Origin of the sequence: Micromonospora sp. CA-269861 (genome assembly GCF_050948505.1) — a bacterium.
In the GTDB taxonomy this organism is placed as follows: Bacteria; Actinomycetota; Actinomycetes; order Mycobacteriales; family Micromonosporaceae; genus Micromonospora.
The window spans coordinates 3,594,547-3,611,591 of record NZ_CP192014.1; the positions used below are offsets into that span (position 1 = coordinate 3,594,547).

The 17,045-nt window shown below is 73.0% G+C and carries 13 protein-coding genes; 4 read left to right on the forward strand and 9 right to left on the reverse strand.

The genetic code is table 11. The annotated features are described in order from the left end of the window. Positions 1-48: 48 nt before the first annotated feature. A complete protein-coding gene (locus ACQP0U_RS16725; RefSeq protein ID WP_433308054.1) occupies positions 49-1,266 on the reverse strand; it encodes a glycosyltransferase 87 family protein in 1,218 nt (405 codons plus the stop codon). Beyond that, positions 1,263-2,666 carry a polyprenol phosphomannose-dependent alpha 1,6 mannosyltransferase MptB gene (mptB, locus tag ACQP0U_RS16730; RefSeq protein ID WP_433308057.1) on the reverse strand — a complete coding sequence of 468 codons (1,404 nt, stop codon included), beginning with the start codon at positions 2,664-2,666 and terminating at the stop codon, positions 1,263-1,265. The genes ACQP0U_RS16725 and mptB overlap by 4 nt, the downstream gene beginning before the upstream one ends. Before the next feature lie 215 nt (positions 2,667-2,881). Between mptB and ACQP0U_RS16735 the strand changes: the two genes are divergently transcribed. Beyond that, positions 2,882-3,709 (forward strand): hypothetical protein, encoded by an 828-nt coding sequence (locus ACQP0U_RS16735; protein WP_433308059.1) that lies wholly within the window; start codon positions 2,882-2,884, stop codon positions 3,707-3,709. 21 nt (positions 3,710-3,730) lie between these two features. Here the strand turns inward: ACQP0U_RS16735 and ACQP0U_RS16740 are convergent, their stop codons facing one another. The 6 genes from ACQP0U_RS16740 to ACQP0U_RS16765 form a co-directional block, all read right to left on the reverse strand. Then, entirely contained in the window at positions 3,731-4,075 is a 345-nt protein-coding gene (locus ACQP0U_RS16740) for a cupin domain-containing protein (RefSeq protein ID WP_433308062.1), read from the reverse strand. Between the two features lie 188 nt (positions 4,076-4,263). Continuing rightward, positions 4,264-7,353, reverse strand: a complete 3,090-nt coding sequence (locus ACQP0U_RS16745) for an NACHT domain-containing protein (protein ID WP_433308065.1) — start codon at positions 7,351-7,353, stop codon at positions 4,264-4,266. A 68-nt stretch (positions 7,354-7,421) separates the two neighbouring features. Next, positions 7,422-7,994 (reverse strand): hypothetical protein, encoded by a 573-nt coding sequence (locus tag ACQP0U_RS16750; RefSeq protein ID WP_433308068.1) that lies wholly within the window; start codon positions 7,992-7,994, stop codon positions 7,422-7,424. A 52-nt stretch (positions 7,995-8,046) separates the two neighbouring features. Beyond that, positions 8,047-8,988, reverse strand: a complete 942-nt coding sequence (locus ACQP0U_RS16755; protein ID WP_433308071.1) for an endonuclease domain-containing protein — start codon at positions 8,986-8,988, stop codon at positions 8,047-8,049. 199 nt (positions 8,989-9,187) lie between these two features. Beyond that, positions 9,188-10,813: an ABC transporter permease gene (locus tag ACQP0U_RS16760; RefSeq protein ID WP_433308074.1), complete on the reverse strand. Its 1,626-nt coding sequence runs from the start codon at positions 10,811-10,813 to the stop codon at positions 9,188-9,190. Beyond that, on the reverse strand, positions 10,810-11,790 hold the full coding sequence (locus ACQP0U_RS16765) for an ABC transporter ATP-binding protein (RefSeq protein ID WP_433308077.1): 981 nt from the start codon (positions 11,788-11,790) through the stop codon (positions 10,810-10,812). The genes ACQP0U_RS16760 and ACQP0U_RS16765 overlap by 4 nt, the downstream gene beginning before the upstream one ends. A gap of 109 nt (positions 11,791-11,899) precedes the next feature. Between ACQP0U_RS16765 and ACQP0U_RS16770 the strand changes: the two genes are divergently transcribed. After that, the gene (locus tag ACQP0U_RS16770; protein WP_433308080.1) at positions 11,900-12,799 is read left to right on the forward strand and encodes a TetR family transcriptional regulator; all 900 of its coding nucleotides are present in this window, start codon (positions 11,900-11,902) and stop codon (positions 12,797-12,799) included. Between the two features lie 44 nt (positions 12,800-12,843). Here ACQP0U_RS16770 and ACQP0U_RS16775 read toward each other — a convergent pair whose 3' ends face one another. Continuing rightward, positions 12,844-14,622 carry an ABC transporter ATP-binding protein gene (locus tag ACQP0U_RS16775; protein ID WP_433320901.1) on the reverse strand — a complete coding sequence of 593 codons (1,779 nt, stop codon included), beginning with the start codon at positions 14,620-14,622 and terminating at the stop codon, positions 12,844-12,846. Positions 14,623-14,716: 94 nt separating this feature from the next. On the opposite strand from ACQP0U_RS16775, the gene ACQP0U_RS16780 reads away from it, so the two are divergent. Then, complete coding sequence (locus ACQP0U_RS16780; RefSeq protein WP_433308083.1) at positions 14,717-15,148, forward strand: MarR family winged helix-turn-helix transcriptional regulator; 432 nt, start codon at positions 14,717-14,719, stop codon at positions 15,146-15,148. 98 nt (positions 15,149-15,246) lie between these two features. Next, entirely contained in the window at positions 15,247-17,031 is a 1,785-nt protein-coding gene (locus ACQP0U_RS16785) for an N-acetylglutaminylglutamine amidotransferase (protein WP_433308086.1), read from the forward strand. The last annotated feature ends 14 nt before the right edge of the window (positions 17,032-17,045 follow it).

Genomic DNA, 17,045 nt, shown 5'->3' on the forward strand with positions numbered 1-17,045 from the left:
TCCAATCCATTGATCCGCGTGATTGTCGGACCGGGCCCAGTCTCACCGCTACCGGTCGGCCGCAACACCCCTCGGCACCCCAACTGCTCCACAATGCTCGATGAACCCCGAGTGATCTTCTGTCTCGGCGCGCTCGATCGGGAGCAGCGCGAGCATTCCGATGCTGACCCAGACGTACGCGTTGGCGCCCACGAACCCCCACGGTCCGGCCGACCCGTTGGCGAAGACCCAGACCAGCCCACTGCACAGCACGACGTAGCCGGCGAGGCCGGCGCGCGCCCGACAACGGGCCGTCGCGTCCACCGGAGGCCACGGCAGCGTGGACGCGGCGAGCACCACCAGCCCCGGCACCAGCCACACCAGGTGATGAACCCAGGTGACCGGGCTGACCAGGCACGCGGCGACGCCGGTCAGCGCGAAGCCGGCCCGTTCGTCGCCGTCGCGGACGGCCCGCCGCACCCGCACCATCCAGACCGCCAGCACGGCGACGACAAGCAGCAGCCACAGCCGCCGGTCCGGGTGCGCCGGATCGAGCCGGGCGACCACACCGAGCAGCGACTGGTTCGACACGTACGCCAACTCACCGACCCGGTCGGTGTCCCACAGCGCCTCGGTGAAGAACGTGCGGCTGGCCTGCGGCGCGAGCACCGCCGCGACCGCGGTGGCGGCGATGGCGGTGCCGATGGCCGTGGCGGCCGCCCGCCAGCGCCCGGTGACCAGCAGATACCCGATGAAGATCGCCGGGGTGAGCTTGACGGCGGCGGCCAGCCCCATCCCCACGCCGGCCAGCCGACTGCCCCGCTCCAGCAACCACAGGTCCACGTAGACCAGCGCCACCAGCAGCAGGTTCACCTGCCCGAAGCTGACCGTGTCCCGTACCGGGTTGAGCCCGGCCAGCAGACAGCAGGCCAACGCGAGGGCGTACCAGCGGGTCCAGCCGTGCCGCCGGGCCAACGGGTCCACCAGCAGGTGCAGCAGGAACGCGACGGCCAAGGCGGTGAGCAGCAGGTTCGCCACGATCGTCGGGTACCAGGCCAGCGCAGCCATCGGCAGCATGCTGACCGCGGCGAACGGTGGATAGGTGAACCCGTACCCGTTGCCGGTGGTCCACTCGTACAGGTCGCCGCCGCCTACCCAGTGCCCGACCGCGCCGTGGTAGACACCGACGTCGAACCAGCCCCGATGCCCGGGCAGCACCGTGATCGCCACCGCGAGCACGGTGACCAGGGCGAGCACAGTCACCACCTGCCGCCGGGCCGCGCTCATCGAGCCACCTGCACCGCGGCCCGCGGCGCCAGCAGACGCAACGAACCGACCGCGAGCAACCCCACAAGCACCCCGGCGGCGGCCAGCACCGCCTGCGCCGCGTCCGGTCCGAAGCCACTGGGCAGCGCCACGAACGCGAGCACCACCGCGCCCAGCGCCGCCACCGGCCGGGCCCGCCCGTGCGCCGCCGCCGCGATCAGCACCAGGCCCCAGAGCGCGTACCAGGGCCGGGTCGCCGGGCCGAGCAGCGCCACCGCCACCAGCACCAACCCCAGCGCGTACGCCGGGCCGAGCCGCCGCCGATGCCACCACGCGCCGACCGCCACGGCCAGCACGGCGGCCACGCCCAGCGCCAGGCAGAGCCGCATCGGGGCGTCGCCCAGGTGCAGACCGAACCGACCGGCCGCGCGCAACGCCACCCGACCCAGCGCGCTGGAGATCGACCAGCTGTGCCGGTACATCGGTGTGCCGAGCGCGCCGACCCACCCGTACCCGATGCCTGTTGCCCAGGTGACCACGGCGGCGGTGCCCAGCGCGAACCCGGCGGTGCGCGCCACCGAGGCCGGCAGCCCGCGGTGGCGCGCGGCGAGCGACACGATCACCAGCAGCCCGACCACCGCCGGCACCTTGACCAGCGCGGCGAGGGTGACCAGCACGGTGGCCGCGCCGTAGCGGTGCTCGAAGGCGACACTCAGCCCGGCCACCAACAGCCCCAGCATCACCGCCTCGTTGTGCGCGCCCGCGATGAGGTGCAGCGGCACGAGCGGGTTGAGTACGCCCAGCCAGAGCGCGGCGGCCGGGTCGACGCCACAGTGGCGGGCCAGTCGGGGCAGGTACGCCACCAGCAGCGCCACCCCGGCCAGCGCCACCAGACGCAGACCGAGCACGCCGAGCACCAGCTTGCCGCCGGTCACCCCGGTGACCACGGCCGCCACCGCGAGGAACACCGGTCCGTACGGCGCGGGGGTCTGCTGCCACATCTGCGGCACCTCACCGGCCAACGCGCCGCCCAACTGGGCGACCCCGTGCCGGTACACGTCGATGTCGGCGAGGACCATCGCGCCCTGCGCCAGATAGCTGTACGCGTCCCGGCTGAACAGCGGTGGCGCCACCAGCAACGGCCCCGCCCAGCAGAGCAGGGTGAGCGCGGCGGACCGACGGTCGACGACCTCGTCGGGTGCGTGCGGGTGCCGGCCCGCCCACCACCAGGCGGCGACGAGCAGGGTCAGACCGGCGTACCCGCAGAGCAGACCCGGCCCCGCGAGCTGCCGCAGCGCGCTCCACCAGGCGGCGTGCGCGCCGACGGGGAGCGCGCCGGCGGCCAGGCCGGCGCAGGACAGCAGTGTGGCACCGACGCCCCCGAGCAGCCGGTACGCGACGACGGTCGGCAGTGTGCGCACCCGGGCAGGATGTCGTCCACGGCTGACCGCCACACGACGCCCGGACGATCAGCAGGCGACGGCACGATGTCCGTACCGGCTCGGCCGCCCCACCATCGACGACGCGTGGTCTGGTTCGTGTCGGTATGCGGTCCGCTCGGCGACGGCGTGGCGGCGGGCATATCGGTCACCGGTTGTTAGCGTGAAACGCGGATCCGTGACCGTGGAGGGGTGCCATGACGGACGCCCCCGACGGGAGGCCGAGGCCCACGGACCTGTGGCGACACCGGGGCGTACGAGGGTTGACGATCGCCCGCGACGCCGGGGTGCGCGGCTGGCGGTGGTGGGCGCGTAGCTGGGACCGGCTGGTCGCCGCGCTCCAGGACGAGGCGCCCGTCGGGTCCGCCGCCCCGCCGTCGCCGTCCGGCCCGCTCGTCGAACAACGCGACGCACCCCGGCTGATCGCGGTCCCGGCACGCGGGTACGTGTACTCGTTCTACGTCCGTGCCACGTTCGCCTGGTCGTCGCCGGCGAGCCTGCGGTCCGAGGTGCTGAGCTGGTACGTGCAGTACTTCCAACCGCACGCCATCCAGCGACTGACCCGACTCGCCGCGGACGCCGCCCGGGACCTGCCGCCGCACCGGGCCGGTGACCTGGAGGTCGCGTTGCAGCGGGCGCTCGCCGAGGATCCCCTGTGGCACTACCAGCGCGGCGACGTCACGCTCACCTGCCGCCCCGACGCCGCCGTACGACTCGACGAACGGATCATGCCGGCGCTCCAGCCGCACGTCGATCGCCTGGTCAAGCTGGAATACCAGTTCGACGAGCAGATCCGGAAGGCCCGGTACGCCGAGGAGCTGAGCCGCCAGTGGGCGACGATCCTGGACAATCACGCGGACGACCACGACCTGGCCGACGCCCGCGACCACATGCTCACCACCCAGCGGGAAGCCGCACGGTGGATCGCCGAACTCCTCCACCGCCACGCCAACCCCTCACGAGAGCCGGCACCCACACCGCGAGTCCCACCGCAACCTTCTTCACGATCGCTTGATGGTGAGTAGTTGTTCCGGCTCTCGGTTGCGCTACCCGGCTCGCTCACCCGGAGCGCGCGAGCCGTACGCCGGGCCGAACACCACCAGCAGCGCCAGGTCCTCGGTCACCTCGTCGAACCGGTGCTCCTCGCCGGCAGGCACGAAGATCACCGAACCCGGGCCCACCTCGGCCGCGCCGTCCGGCGTCACGATCCGGGCCCGCCCCGAGGTGACCACGTAGATCTCATCTTCGGTGTGCGGGCTCTGGTCGTCGAGACCGCCCGCCGGGATGCAGTACGTTCCCACCGACAGGTCCGGCACTCTCAGGTGTTCGACCCAGTCGTTGGGGCCCCCGGCGGGTGCAGTCCACCGGCCCGCGCCTTCGATGATCAGCATGGCGGAAGCCTAGAGCCCGTATCGAAGTCGGTGCCAGGGTACGAGCTGGTGCCGACCTCCCCACGGGCCACCGACGGATCGGTTGGCGACCCCGCCCACGGCCGATGGCCACCGACAATGGGCGGCGCTACCGCGATGATCCGCTAGGGCGATCTCCGTCGAACGGGCATCCGCCACTAAGAAGATTCTCAGCCGTCGTACCACATGGGGGCGCTGCGGTTGACGGTCCGCACGATGATGGCCGGCTCGGCGAGGACGACGACCAGCCGTCGGGACGCCGCGACCGCGAGTGGTCCCAGCGTCTGGTGCTCGATCACGGCGTGGCACAGCTGAAGTCCCAGTTCGGCCAACTCTCGTCGGCCCAGCTCGACCCGCCGTGGGTGGTCTCGCCGCCCGGCCAGCACCGCCCGGATACGGCGGCGCAGTTCGGCCTGTTCGTCGGTGGCGCGTCGCATCACCTCGACCGACCAGCGCCACGCCTCCGCGAGGAGCAGCAGGTCCACTCGATCGGGCGGCTGATCGGCGAGGAGCAGTTCCTCATGGCAGATGACCAGGGCCGTGTCGGGTTCGCCGGCGTCGACGAGCAGGCCGGCGAGCAGGCCGGCGCCGATGGGTGCTGGCTCCCCGACGTCCTGGCTGGCCGCCGTGCGTAACAGGTCCAGGCGGGTGCGCGCTGCTTCGACGTCGCCGTTGACGTGGTGCAGGACGGCCAGGAACTCCTGCACTCCGGGCGCGGCCGGGTGGGCCGTCGAAGCGGACTCCGGCGTGCCGGCGGTGGCCGCCTGGCTCAACTCCTCGGCCGCGACGATCAGCTCAGCCACCGGTGCGTCGTCCGCGATCAGCCGGGCGAGCCGCTGCCGCTGCACCGCCAACGGCGTCGGCTCGGTGGGTGGCGGGACGAGCGCCAGCAGGTTCGTCAGCTGGGTCCACTCCCCCGCAGCCGCCCCGGCCAGCAGCGCCCGGCGCAGCGCCGCCACGGTGAGGTCGTCGGCGTGCCCGATGCTTCCGGCCCGTGTCTGCGTGACGTCGGCGAAGACGCCGAGCGCCTCCGGCCAGTAGCCGGCGCGGGCCAACTCGACACCGAACTCCTCCCGCAGCCGGCTGCCGCGTCGCGCGCTCACCGATCCTCCGGCGAGTCGGCTCTGGAGGCGGCCGTGCCGGAACCGGTAGGCCCCCGCGCCGTCGCGCAACAGGCCGACGGTCTCGGCGTACGCCAGGAAGGCGAGCAGGCGGTGGGGCGTACGCCCACGGACGGCGAGGGCGGCACGGGTGAGGGCGAAGCGCATCCACGCCCCGCCACCGCGCCGGTGCAGCCACCAGCCCAGCCCGAGCCCCACCCCGGCCCAGACCAACGCCGGCAGTGGCGGCACGGCGGACAGCACCCCGGTGAGACGCAGCGCCGCGATGACGAGGAGCAGCCGGAGGACGCTGGTGCCGACGCTGGCCAGCGCGGAGGCGACGCTGGCGGCGCGGTCGGCCTCCAGGGTTTCGAGCACGCTGGTCGCACCGAGTTCGGCGGCGGGCGCGGCGACGTCCACCCGCAGTCCGGCGAGGACCGCTTCGAACGCCCAACCCGACAGGCCGACCACGACGGCGGCCCGGACCGGATCGGGCCACGGTGGCAGCCCCGGCACGCGGTCCAGCAGCGCAACGAGTTGCGACGTGGGCGCGTAGGCGGTGAGGAAGGCAAACGTGAACAGCGCCGTGACGGCCCCGACGAACAGCGCGCCGGGCAGCCCGACCCGGAACGCCCGGACCCCGCCAACGAACGCCACCCGGCGGGGTCGTTCTCGGCCTGCCCGTCCCGAGCCGCGCACCAGCGCCACGACGGAGGCCAGCAGGAAGGCCGTCATCGTCAGAGCGGCCGTCTGGTGGACCAGATCGTCGAGGAGACTCCGGGTAGGCGGGTGGGTGACCAGCTCCGCTGTCGCCCTGAGGGCGTCCGCGGAGAGCGTCAGCGTCAGCCATACCGCCGCCGCGGTACGAGCACCGGCGACGAGCGCCCAGAACGGGCCGGGCTGCGCGTTCGCCAACTGCCACCAGCGGAACTCCCGCACGTCGAGCGACTCCAGGTGCGCGGCGAGGAACGCCAGGTAGCGCCGGGCGGTCCCGGGTTCCCAGCGCCGTAGCCCCTGTGAACCGCGGCGGGACCGCAGCGCGGCGTCCACCGCCCTGGTCAGCAGGTCGTCCTCGACGGAGCGCTGACCCCGCTCGCGAGCCAGGGGCACGAGGTCCCGGGGATCGGTGCCCGGCTGGTCGAAGGCGCTGCGGGCCATCGCCACCATCAGCGGGGTGGAGAGCGCGGCGGTCAACTGCGGGGCATCGCCGAGCGTGGTGGCGACGGCCGTCCAGTTGTCGACCTGATGCAGCGGGGCCGCGTCCACCAGGTAGTCGGCAACCTCGGCGGGCGCCGGTGGTTCGAGCATGACCACAGCGGCGCCGCGCAGCTTCTCCCCCTGGGTCAGGTAGCGCTCGTAGACCGAGGTCCGGCAGGTGAGGACGAAACGCTGGGTCGGCAGTGCGTTGAGCTCGTCGAGGCAGGCGATCAGCCGGTCCTCGGGCACCTCGTCCAGTCCGTCGAGGACGGGCACCACCAGGTCGGTTTCGATGAGGTCGCGCAACACCGCGTCGCGGCGTGGGTGACCGGCCGCGAGCTGCGGGTAGCGCCGGGCGATCCGGTCGACAAGCCAGTCGTGGAAGCCCTCCCGGTCGGGATCCCAGGTGTCCGCCGGGACCAACGCCGGTACGGGGGTGTCCGGCTCGCGGTGCACGGGCAACTCCCGCGCCATCCGCAGCGCGAGGACCGACTTGCCGGAGCCGGCCGGCCCCAACAGCAGCAGCCGCCCGGAGGGTACGCGCCGGTAGCAGCTCCACAATGTCCCGTCACCGCCAGTGAGGTCCATCGGGGCGGCGGCGCTGGATCGGCCGATGGCCCGCCAGGAGGGGAGGAACCGGTCGGGGGCGGTGCGCCAGCGCACCGGCAATGGGTACGGCTCGTCGACGGTACGCAACAGCGCCTCGTCGGTCGGGTCGCGTCGGATCAGTTCCACGAGTTCGTCGGCGGCGGCGCGCCGGTGGGCGGCGGCCTCGGCGAGACCCGCCGTTCCAGTGTGGAAGAGCTGATCCAGCAGGACGTAGACGGCGATGAACCCGGCGACGACGCCCCAGGTCCAGTTGACCTTCTCGAAGTCGTACCGCAGCCACACCCACGCCGTGCCGCCCGCCGCCAGCGCGGCCACGACGCCCAGCGATCCCCACTTCCACCCGCGACGCCGCACCGCACGATTGTGGTCGACCCGCGCCCGCCAGGACACCCCGCCCGCATCGGTTCCCGGCACCGCCGCGCTCAGCTGGCGGGCACCTGCGGCGTCGCGGTGGACCTGTCGACCAGCGCCTGCCGCAGCGTCGCGGACTGCTCCACCGACCCTCCGCGCACGCCGAGACTCCGCCGGGCCGCCCGGTAGTACCCGTCACGGGCCTCGTTGACGCGGGTCAGCATCTCCGCCACGTCCGCCGGCGCCTCGACGATTCCCCGGGCGAGCCGTTCGACCTGCCAGATCTCGTCCCGCCAGGTAGCGGCGGCGACGACTGTCGGCTCGTCGCCGAGCAGCAGCAGGTTCTCCCAGACGATGGTGCGCCGAGCGTCCGCCTCGGCCAACCGGGCCAACCCCTCTTCGCGGTCGATGGGGTGGCTCCGCGATCCCGGGCGGTGGTCGGCCGTCAGTCGCAGCGCCACCGCGTGGCTCTCCTTGAGGGCGTGCGCGTAGTCGACGTACGCGTCCAGCCGCCGCTCGTCCCAGCGGACGCTCTGGCCGCGCCGCCACCGGGCACGGTCGGCGAGCGAGGTGGCGAGGATCGTGCCCAGGGTGCCAACCAGGACGCCGAGGAGCGCCGGAAGCTGCGTCAGGAGGGTGCTCACGCGGTCGAGGCTGCCAGTCCCAGGCAACCCCCGCCCGCCCCGGCCCGCCGCGTCAGGTCCGACGTGTCGCCAGGATGGCGAGGGTCTCCCGGCGTACATCGTCGATCTCGTGCACGAGGCGGCGGTAACCGAAGCGGACGACCAGGATCCCGGCTGCCGCCAGTAGGGCATCGCGGCGCAGGTCGATCTCCCGCTGCCCTGGGCTGCCGTGGGTGGTGGCCCCGTCGAGTTCGATGTTGACCCGCTCCCGCTCGGCGAACATGTCGAGGTACACCATGCGCCGCCCGACACGGACCGGCACCTGTCGGCGGAACGCCGGCATCCCGGGACCGGTGAAGACGTGCTCGAGTCCCCAGATTTCCAGCGGACTGCGGCAGCCGTCGGCAAGCTTCGTCAGCAGATGCCGGAACGCCGCCCGGTCGATCAGCTTCGGCACCCGTTCCAGGGCTGCCGAGAGCCGTTCGGGGGTGGTCAGCCAGTCGTTGACCGCTCGGATCACCAGCGCCTGCCGGTCAACGGACGACATCGTCGGCCACGAGTCGACGAGGGCCTGTTCGAGGCGGGTGACCGTCAAGCCCCGCCGGACCACCACCTGCGGCGCCTCGATGGTCAGGCCGCGGCGTCGATGCACGATCACCCCGGGCCGGGTGCGCAGGCTCGCGCTCGCCGGCGCGCTCAAGTGCACAAGGTCACCAACCACCTCCGGGCGCAACCCCCACACGGCGAGCGCGCTGAGATGACTGAGCGCGCCGTAGCCGCCGGCCCAGGCGAGAGCCGCCCGCTGACTCGTGGCAGGGTCGAGTCGACTCAGAACCGGAGCGTCGGGTCGCCCACCAACGAGGTACGCCGCCACGAACACCTCGGGGAGCACGCGTACCAGCTCGCCGTTACGGCAGGCCTGCCGAAGCGTCCACGACGGCACCACCTGCGTGGCCGCCCCGAGCGTCACCAGCCCACTGCCAAGCTCCACGAGTTCCCGAAGCACCGAGTTCACGCACCGAACCGTGCAGCCCCACGCCAGCGCTCCGCAACCACACCAACAGGCCCTCTGTGGACAGCCGCCAACCTGTGCACAGCGCCCAGCCGCGCCGCGTCTGTGCTAGCCGAGGCCGATCGGTGGCAGTTCAGGAGGGCTGGTGTCGGCGTGTCGAGTCGCTCAGCTGCCAGCGATCATCGGGACCCTTGAACACGGCTCAGGACGGGACGTCGCGGTGGCGGAAGGCGGCCACGCCGACGGCGAGCAGGGCCGCGGCCACCGCCGCCAGCAGCACCAGGGGAAGCGCCGCCGGGTCGACCGCGGGCACGGCCGGCACATGGGTGTACGGGGAGACGTTGAGCGCGGCCTGGGGCAGCTCCAGCACCGCGCCGAGTTGCCCGAGGAGCAGGAAGACCAGCAGCGCCGGCCAGGACAGCACCACCGACCAGCGGGGCAGCAGTCCGAAGATCGCGGTCACCACCCCGGCCACCACGAGCAGGGCGGGCAGGCGCAGCAGCGCGGCGCCGCCCAGCTCGACGGCCTGGCCGAGTGGGTCTCCGGTGACGATGCCGTAGCCGAGACCGGTGGTCACGCCGGCGAGCAGCAGCAGGGCGATGGCGCCGAGCGCCGCGGCGAGCACCTGGGTGCCGAGCCAGCGGGTGCGGCTGACCGCCGTGGCGAGGGCGGCCTCCAGCATCCCGTCGGCTTCGTCGCCGCGTACGCGGAGCAGTGCCTGCACGACGTACGCGCCGATGGTCAGGGCAAAGAGGCCGAGCATCGCGGCCAGGTACGCGTTGATCAGGTCCGCTCCGCCACCCATCGCGTTGATCGCTTCGGCGGCGGCCGGGTTCGCGTCGATCATGTCGTTGAACTCGTCGGCGGCGACGCCCATGGAGAAGCCGAGCACGGCCACCCCGACCGCCCAGCCGAGCAGCGTGCCGCGCTGCATCCGCCAGGCCAACCCGGTGGGGCTGAGCAGCCGTGGCGCACCGGTGGCCGGGCCGCGTCGGGGGGCGATCAGCCCGGCGCCCTGGTCGCGTCGTTCGGCGAGGGCGTACGCCGACGCCACCCCGGCGAGCAGCAGCGCGACGGGCAGGGCGAGCACCCACCAGCGTTCACCGTCGAAGGCCCGCACCTGGTTGCCCCAGCCGAGCGGGGAGATCCACGACGGCCAGGCGCTCTGTACCCGGGTCCCGTCGGCGCTCTGCTCGCCGAGGACGTCTCCGGCGGCGCGCAGTACGAAGGAGAGCCCGACGGTGGCGGCGGCGAGCGCGTTGGCGCCGCGCGAGGTGACGGAGAGCTGGGCGGTGACCGCGGCGATCGCGGTGAAGGCGACCCCGACGCCGCCGATCGCGGCGGCTCCCGCGATAGACCCGGCGAGCGGTAGACCGGCGCCGACCAGCGCGACCGCGAGCAGCACGGCGGCCAGGGCGTTCGCCGCGACGATGACGAGCAGCGCGGCGGTGAGCGGCGCGTACCGGCCGACCACGGACGCGCCGAGCAGTTCGGCCCGGCCGGTTTCCTCGTTCTGGCGGGTGTGCCGGGTCACCGCGAAGGTGCTCAGCAGCGCGACGATCAGGGCCAGCGTCACGTACGTCTCGGCGACCACCACGGCGCCGAGGTCGGTGCCGTGGATGGGGCCGTTGAAGGCGCGGGCGACCAGGCTGGACGCCGAGGTGGTGGCGTAGCCCAGCCGGGCCTCCTGGTCGGGGTAGATGCCGGCGACGCTGCCGGCCAGGGCGTAGCCGAGCAGGGGCGTGCCGAGGATCCAGATCGCGAGGCGGATCCGGTCGCGGCGCAGCACGAGCCGGGCCAGCCGGGTCGTGCCGGTGAGGGCGCTCATCGGGCACCGGCCTGCGGGGCGTCAGCCTGCGCGTCGGCGTCCGGGGTGCCCACGGCGGAAGCGCCGGCAGCGGGAGCGTCCGTGGCAGCGGCGGCGGGGTCGTCGCCGTAGTGGCGCAGGAAGAGCTGCTCCAGGGTGGGTGGCGTGCTGGTCAACGCGCGGACGCCGAAGCGGATGAGCTGGCCGAGCAGTTCGTCGAGGTGGGCCGGGTCGACCTCCAGATGGGTACGGCCGTCGACCTCGTGCACGTCGTGCACGCCGGGCAGCGCGTCCAGGCCGGTGACCGGGCGGGCGGTCTCGACTGTCACCGCCGTGCGGGTGAGGTGGCGCAGTTCGGCGAGGGTGCCGGATTCGACGGTACGGCCCTCGCGGATGATGCTGACCCGGTCGCAGAGCGCCTCGACCTCGGCGAGCACGTGGCTGGAGAGCAGCACTGTGGCGCCGGCCTGCTTGACCCGTCGGACCTCGTCCTGGAACACCGCCTCCATGAGCGGGTCGAGGCCGGAGGTCGGCTCGTCGAGCACGTACAGCTCCACCGGGGAGGAGAAGGCGGCGACGATGGCGACCTTCTGCCGGTTGCCCTTGGAGTACGTGCGGCAGCGGCGGGTCGGGTCCAGGTCGAAGCGGTGCAGCAGCTCGTCGCGGCGACGCCGGTCGAGGCCGCCGCGCAGCTGGCCGAGCAGGTCGATGGCTTCCCCGCCGGTGAGGTTGGGCCAGAGATTGACATCGCCCGGCACGTACGCCAGCCGGCGGTGCAGGCGGACCGCGTCGCGCCACGGGTCGGCGCCGAGCACCTGGGCGTCGCCGGAGTCGCGGCGGAGCAGCCCGAGCAGGATGCGGATGGTGGTGGACTTTCCGGAGCCGTTGGGTCCGAGGAAGCCGTGCACCTCCCCCTGCTCGACGTGCAGGTCCAGCCCGTCGAGTGCCCGGATGGCGCCGAACGTCTTGACCAGGTTGCCGATCGAGATGACGGGCATGGCCCCTCCTGCCGTTGGCTGCGTCGATCGTCACCACTGTACTGACCGCTGGTCAGTCGAATCAACGGTGATGGTGCCCACTGGTCAGGACGTCGCTAGGCTGGCCGGCATGACCGCCGATCCCGCGGACGACACCCGCACCCGGATCCTGCGCGCCGCGCTCGACCTCTTCGCCGAACACGGCTATCAGCGCACCTCACTGCGCCAGATCGGCGAACGGCTGCGGCTCACCAAGACCGCGATCCTGTACCACTTCCCGGCCAAGGAGCACCTGCTCGCCGCCCTGGTGGAGCCCCTGGTGGCGGACCTGGAGGCGCTGCTCGACTCGGCCCAGGGTCAGCCCACCGAGTTGGCCCGGTGGACGGTGCTGGAGGGCTGGGTGGACATCATGCTCGCCCATCGCCGGCCGCTCGGCATGCTCTTCCACGACATCGCGCTGGTCGGCCGGGGCGACACGTACCACCGCCTGATAGTGATCGCGATGCGGGCCAACGACCTCATCGCCGGACCGGACGCCGGGCGTCTGGAGCGGGTCCGGGCGGTGCAGGCGGTCGCGGCGTGCAGCGATCCGATCGTCTTCTTCACCGACGTGTCCGACGAGGTGCTGCGCGCCGACATGCTCGACGGCGTACGCCGGCTGCTGGCCCCACTGCCCCCGGACGCCGCCGCGCCGCGCACGGACGCAACCCACACGGACGCCACCGCCGGGCTGCGCGTGGACGCCGCGGCCGGGGCGCGCACGACCACGACGATCCCGCCGCCGGCGCGCGAGAGCCCGACGCGTGTGACCGCGAGGGGCGCGGGCCCGGCAAGCGCGAGCCCGGCGACGCCACCCGGCGCGGGGACGCCGAGCCGGCGTCGGCGGCCGGGACGGCCGCCCGCACTGGGCCGGGAGCAGGTCGAGGCGGCCCGGCGGATGCACGCGGCGGGCACCCACTCGGTGGACGCCATCGCCGCCGCGCTGGGGGTCTCGCGGGCCACCGTCTACCGCCACCTGACCGTGCCATAACGAGACAGTTCTAAGACTGTTTCGAGACGGTTGTGAGTCGGAGTTCAGGCCGCCAGCGTGGCGTACCGGCCGTTGCGGTCGAGCAGGCTGTCGTGGGTGCCGGCCTCGACGATCCGACCGTGGTCGAGCACCGCGATCTGGTCGGCGTCGCGCACGGTGGAGAGCCGGTGGGCGATGGTGATCGTGGTGCGCCCCTGGGCGAGCACGTCGAAGGCCCGCTGCACGGCCCGTTCGGTCTCGGTGTCCAGCGCGCTGGTGGCCTCGTCGAGGACCAGGATGCGCGGGTCGCGCAGCAGCGTCCGGGCGATGGCGAGGCGCTGCTTCTCGCCACCGGAGAAGCGGTGGCCACGCGAGCCGACCATGGTGTCGTACCCGTCGGGCAGCCCGGCGATGAGGTCGTGGATCTGGGCGGCGCGGGCGGCGTCCTCGATCTCGGTGTCGGTGGCCTCCGGCCGGGCGTAGCGCAGGTTCTCCCGGACGGTGGTGTGCAGCAGGTACGTCTCCTGGCTGACCACGCCGACGATCGCGGCCAGGTCGGCCAGGCGCAGGTCACGCAGGTCGACGCCGTCGACGGTGATCCGGCCGGCGGTCGGGTCGTGCAGGCGGCTGACCAGCCCGGCGAGGGTGCTCTTGCCGGAGCCGGTCTCGCCGACCAGGGCGAGGCTGGTGCCGGCGGGCACGTCGAGGGTGATCCCGGCGAGGGCGGCGGTGTCGCTGCCCGGGTAGCCGAAGGTGACGTCCTCCAGGCGCAGATGGCCGCGGACCCGGGTGGGGTCGAGGCGGACCGGCTCGGCGGGGTCGGCCACGTCGACCGGCAGATCCAGGTATTCGAAGATCCGCGCGAAGAGCGCCAGCGACGCGGTGAGCGAGACACCCACGTTGAGCAGCCCCATCAGCGGGCGGAAGAGGCCGCCCTGCAGGGCCGTGAAGGCGACCAGGGTGCCGATGCTCAGTGTGCCGGCGGTGCCGGGCAGACCGGCGGCGAGGTAGATGACCGCCGGTACGGCGGCGAAGATGATGCTCATCGAGGCCATCCGCCAACGGCCGGCCAGCTCACTGCGCAGCTCCAGGTCGACCAGGCGCTCCGAGGAGGCGGTGAACCTGTCGATCAGCGCGGGACCGGTGCCGAGGGTCTTGGCCAGCTGGACGCCGCTGATCGAGAGCCCCTCCTCGACTGTGACGTTGAGGTCGGCGAGTTCGCGCTGCCGCTGGGCGGTGATCTCGCGGCGCATCCGGGCGACCCGACGGGTCAGCCAGATGGCCGGCGGCAGCACCACGAGCGAGACCATGGAGAGCTGCCAGGACAGCGCGACCATGGCGACAGCGGTGGCGACCACTGTGGTGAGGTTGGCGGCCACTGCGGTGGCGGTGGAGGTGACCACCGACTGCATGCCGCCGATGTCGTTGGTGATCCGGGACTGCACCTCGCCGGTCCGGGTGCGGGTGAAGAAGCCGAGTGACTGGCGCTGCAGGTGGCTGAAGACGTCGGTGCGCAGCCGGTGCATGACCCGCTGGCCGACCTGGGTGGAGATCCAGGTCTGCACGACGCCGAGCGCGGAGGTCACCGCCGCGACGGCGACCATGCCGAGGACCAGCCAGACCAGCAGCGGCACGTCGCCCTGCGGCAGGGCCCTGTCGATCACGGCGCGCAGCAGGAACGGTGTGGCCATCGCGATGATCGAGGAGACCACGATGATCGCGGTGACGGCGGCCAGCGCGGGCCGGTGGGGGGTGAACAGGCGGCCGATGCGGCGCAGCGACACGTGCCGGGCCTGCGACTTCTCTTCGGCGCTGAGGGTGCGGTGGCCGCGGTCGCGGCCCATCGGGGTGGGTTCCAAGGGGGTACCTTTCGTCGGCAACATTACTGAGGTTACCTCATCATGAGGTAGCAACCGCGTTGGCTGCTACCGTATTCCGGTGACCGAGCACACCGCCCGCAGCGCCGACGACGAGAGCCTGGCCGAGACGTTCTGGGCAGTGGCGTCCCGTCTGCGCCGCCAGACCAAGGACTCGTTGGCACCCTGGGACATCACCCCCAGCCAGTCCCGGGCCCTCGGCGTGCTGGCCCGGCACGGCGAGGTACGCCCCGGCACCCTCGCCGAGCACCTGCGCATCGCCCCCCGCTCGGCGACCGAGGTCGTCGACGACCTCCAGACCCGTGGGCTGGTCGAGCGCCGACCCGACCCGGCCGACCGGCGGGCGACCCTGGTCGCGCTCACCCAGGAGGGCGACCGGGTCAGCACCGCCATCCGGGCCGCACGCCGGGCCGAGGCCGACCGCTTCTTCGGCCACCTCAACGACACCGACCGCGCCGAACTGGCCCGCATCCTGCGCACCCTGCGCGGCTGACGGGTTTGCCCGGAGCGCCCACGGGTAGCCAGCGGCCCCCGTCCGGTAGGCGGGACCGGCCGGCACCGGTCGGGGCGAGGTGACGGGAGGCCCGGCTGATGTGCGGGATCAGCGGGGAAGCGCGATTCGACGGCCGGTCGCCCGACCCGGCCGCGGTCACCCGGATGACCGAGGCGATGCGCTCACGCGGCCCGGACGACGAGGGCCTGCTCGCCGACGGCTGGGTGACCCTCGGACACCGCCGGCTGACCATCATCGACCTGTCCGACGCGGGCGGGCAGCCGATGGTCCGCGACGATCTGGGCCTGGCGCTGGTCTTCAACGGCTGCATCTACAACTACCCGGAGCTGCGCGAGGAACTCCGCCGCGCCGGCTACGCCTTCCACTCCACCAGCGACACCGAGGTGATCCTGGTGGCGTACGCGCACTGGGGTGAACGTTTCGTCGACCACCTGGTCGGCATGTTCGCGATCGGGCTTGTCGACCGGGTCCGCCGACGGCTGATCCTGGCCCGCGACCGGCTCGGCATCAAACCGCTCTACCTCGCCGAGACACCGGGGCGGCTGCGGTTCGCCTCCACCCTACCCGCGCTGCTGCAGGCTGGCGACGTCGACACCGGCATCGACCCGGTGGCGCTGCACCACTACCTGTCCTGGCACTCCATAGTGCCCGCGCCGCGCACCGTGCTGCGCGGCGTGCGCAAGCTGCCGCCGGCCACCCTGCGGGTGATCGAGGCGGACGGGCGCAGCCGCGAGGAGGTCTACTGGCGACCCGACTACGTGCGGGAGCCCGCCGACGCGGGGATGGACGCCGCCGACTGGCGGGCCGCGATCGGTGACGCGCTGCGCGCGGCGGTACGCCGACGGCTGGTCGCCGACGTGCCGGTGGGGGTGCTGCTCTCCGGTGGACTGGACTCCAGCCTCATCGTGGCGCTGCTCGCCGAGGCCGGCCAGCAACACCTGCGTACGTTCAGCATCGGCTTCGACAGCCGTGACGGCGAGTCCGGCGACGAGTTCCACTACTCCGACCTGATCGCCCGCGCATACGACACCGACCACCACCGGATCCGGCTGGCCAACGACGACCTCGTGCCCGCCGTCCGGAGGGCCGTGCTGGCGATGACCGAGCCGATGGGCAGCCACGACGTGGTCGCCTTCCACCTGCTCTCCGAGCAGGTGGCGCGGCACGTGAAAGTGGCCCAGTCCGGGCAGGGCGCCGACGAGGTGTTCGCCGGCTACGGCTACCACCAGCCACTCGTCGAGGCGCCCCGGCACGGCGCGGCCGAGACGTTCGCCGCCGCGTTCTTCGACCGCGGCGACGACGAGCTGCGCCGTATCGTCGGCCCGGCGTACGCGCTGGAGCACGACGCCAGCCGGGACCTGCTCACCGGGCACCTCGCCGCGCCCGGGGCACAGACCGCGCTGGACGCCGTACTGCGCCTGGACACCCACCTGATGCTCCCCGACGACCCGGTCAAGCGGGTGGACAGCATGAGCATGGCGTGGGGTCTGGAGGTGCGCACGCCCTTCCTCGACCAGGACCTGGTCACCCTGGCCGCGCACTGCCCGCCGGAGCACAAGGTCGCCCAGGGTGGCAAGGGCGTGCTCAAGGAGGTCGCCCGGGAGGTGCTGCCCGCCGAGGTGATCGACCGGCCCAAGGGCTACTTCCCGGTGCCGGCACTGCGCAACGTGGACGGCCCGGTCCGCGAGCTGGTCGCCGAGGCCCTGCAGGCGCCGGCCGCGCGCGAGCGGGGGCTGTTCCGACCGGAGTACGTGGCACATCTGCTCGCCGAACCGGACCGGGCCGAGGCGGCGGCCGGCAGCAACAAGCTGTGGCAGCTCGGTCTGCTGGAGCTGTGGTTGCAGACCCACGACATCCGCTGAGCCGCCGTCCCGCC

What these genes read in the sequence shown, in the direction of transcription:
- ACQP0U_RS16735 (WP_433308059.1), top strand. Translation starts at nt 2,882, where the DNA reads ATGACGGACGCCCCCGACGGGAGGCCGAGGCCCACGGACCTGTGGCGA.
- ACQP0U_RS16725 (WP_433308054.1), bottom strand. Translation starts at nt 1,266, where the DNA reads ATGAGCGCGGCCCGGCGGCAGGTGGTGACTGTGCTCGCCCTGGTCACC.
- ACQP0U_RS16770 (WP_433308080.1), top strand. Translation starts at nt 11,900, where the DNA reads ATGACCGCCGATCCCGCGGACGACACCCGCACCCGGATCCTGCGCGCC.
- ACQP0U_RS16765 (WP_433308077.1), bottom strand. Translation starts at nt 11,790, where the DNA reads ATGCCCGTCATCTCGATCGGCAACCTGGTCAAGACGTTCGGCGCCATC.
- ACQP0U_RS16785 (WP_433308086.1), top strand. Translation starts at nt 15,247, where the DNA reads ATGTGCGGGATCAGCGGGGAAGCGCGATTCGACGGCCGGTCGCCCGAC.
- ACQP0U_RS16740 (WP_433308062.1), bottom strand. Translation starts at nt 4,075, where the DNA reads ATGCTGATCATCGAAGGCGCGGGCCGGTGGACTGCACCCGCCGGGGGC.
- ACQP0U_RS16775 (WP_433320901.1), bottom strand. Translation starts at nt 14,622, where the DNA reads ATGGGCCGCGACCGCGGCCACCGCACCCTCAGCGCCGAAGAGAAGTCG.
- ACQP0U_RS16760 (WP_433308074.1), bottom strand. Translation starts at nt 10,813, where the DNA reads ATGAGCGCCCTCACCGGCACGACCCGGCTGGCCCGGCTCGTGCTGCGC.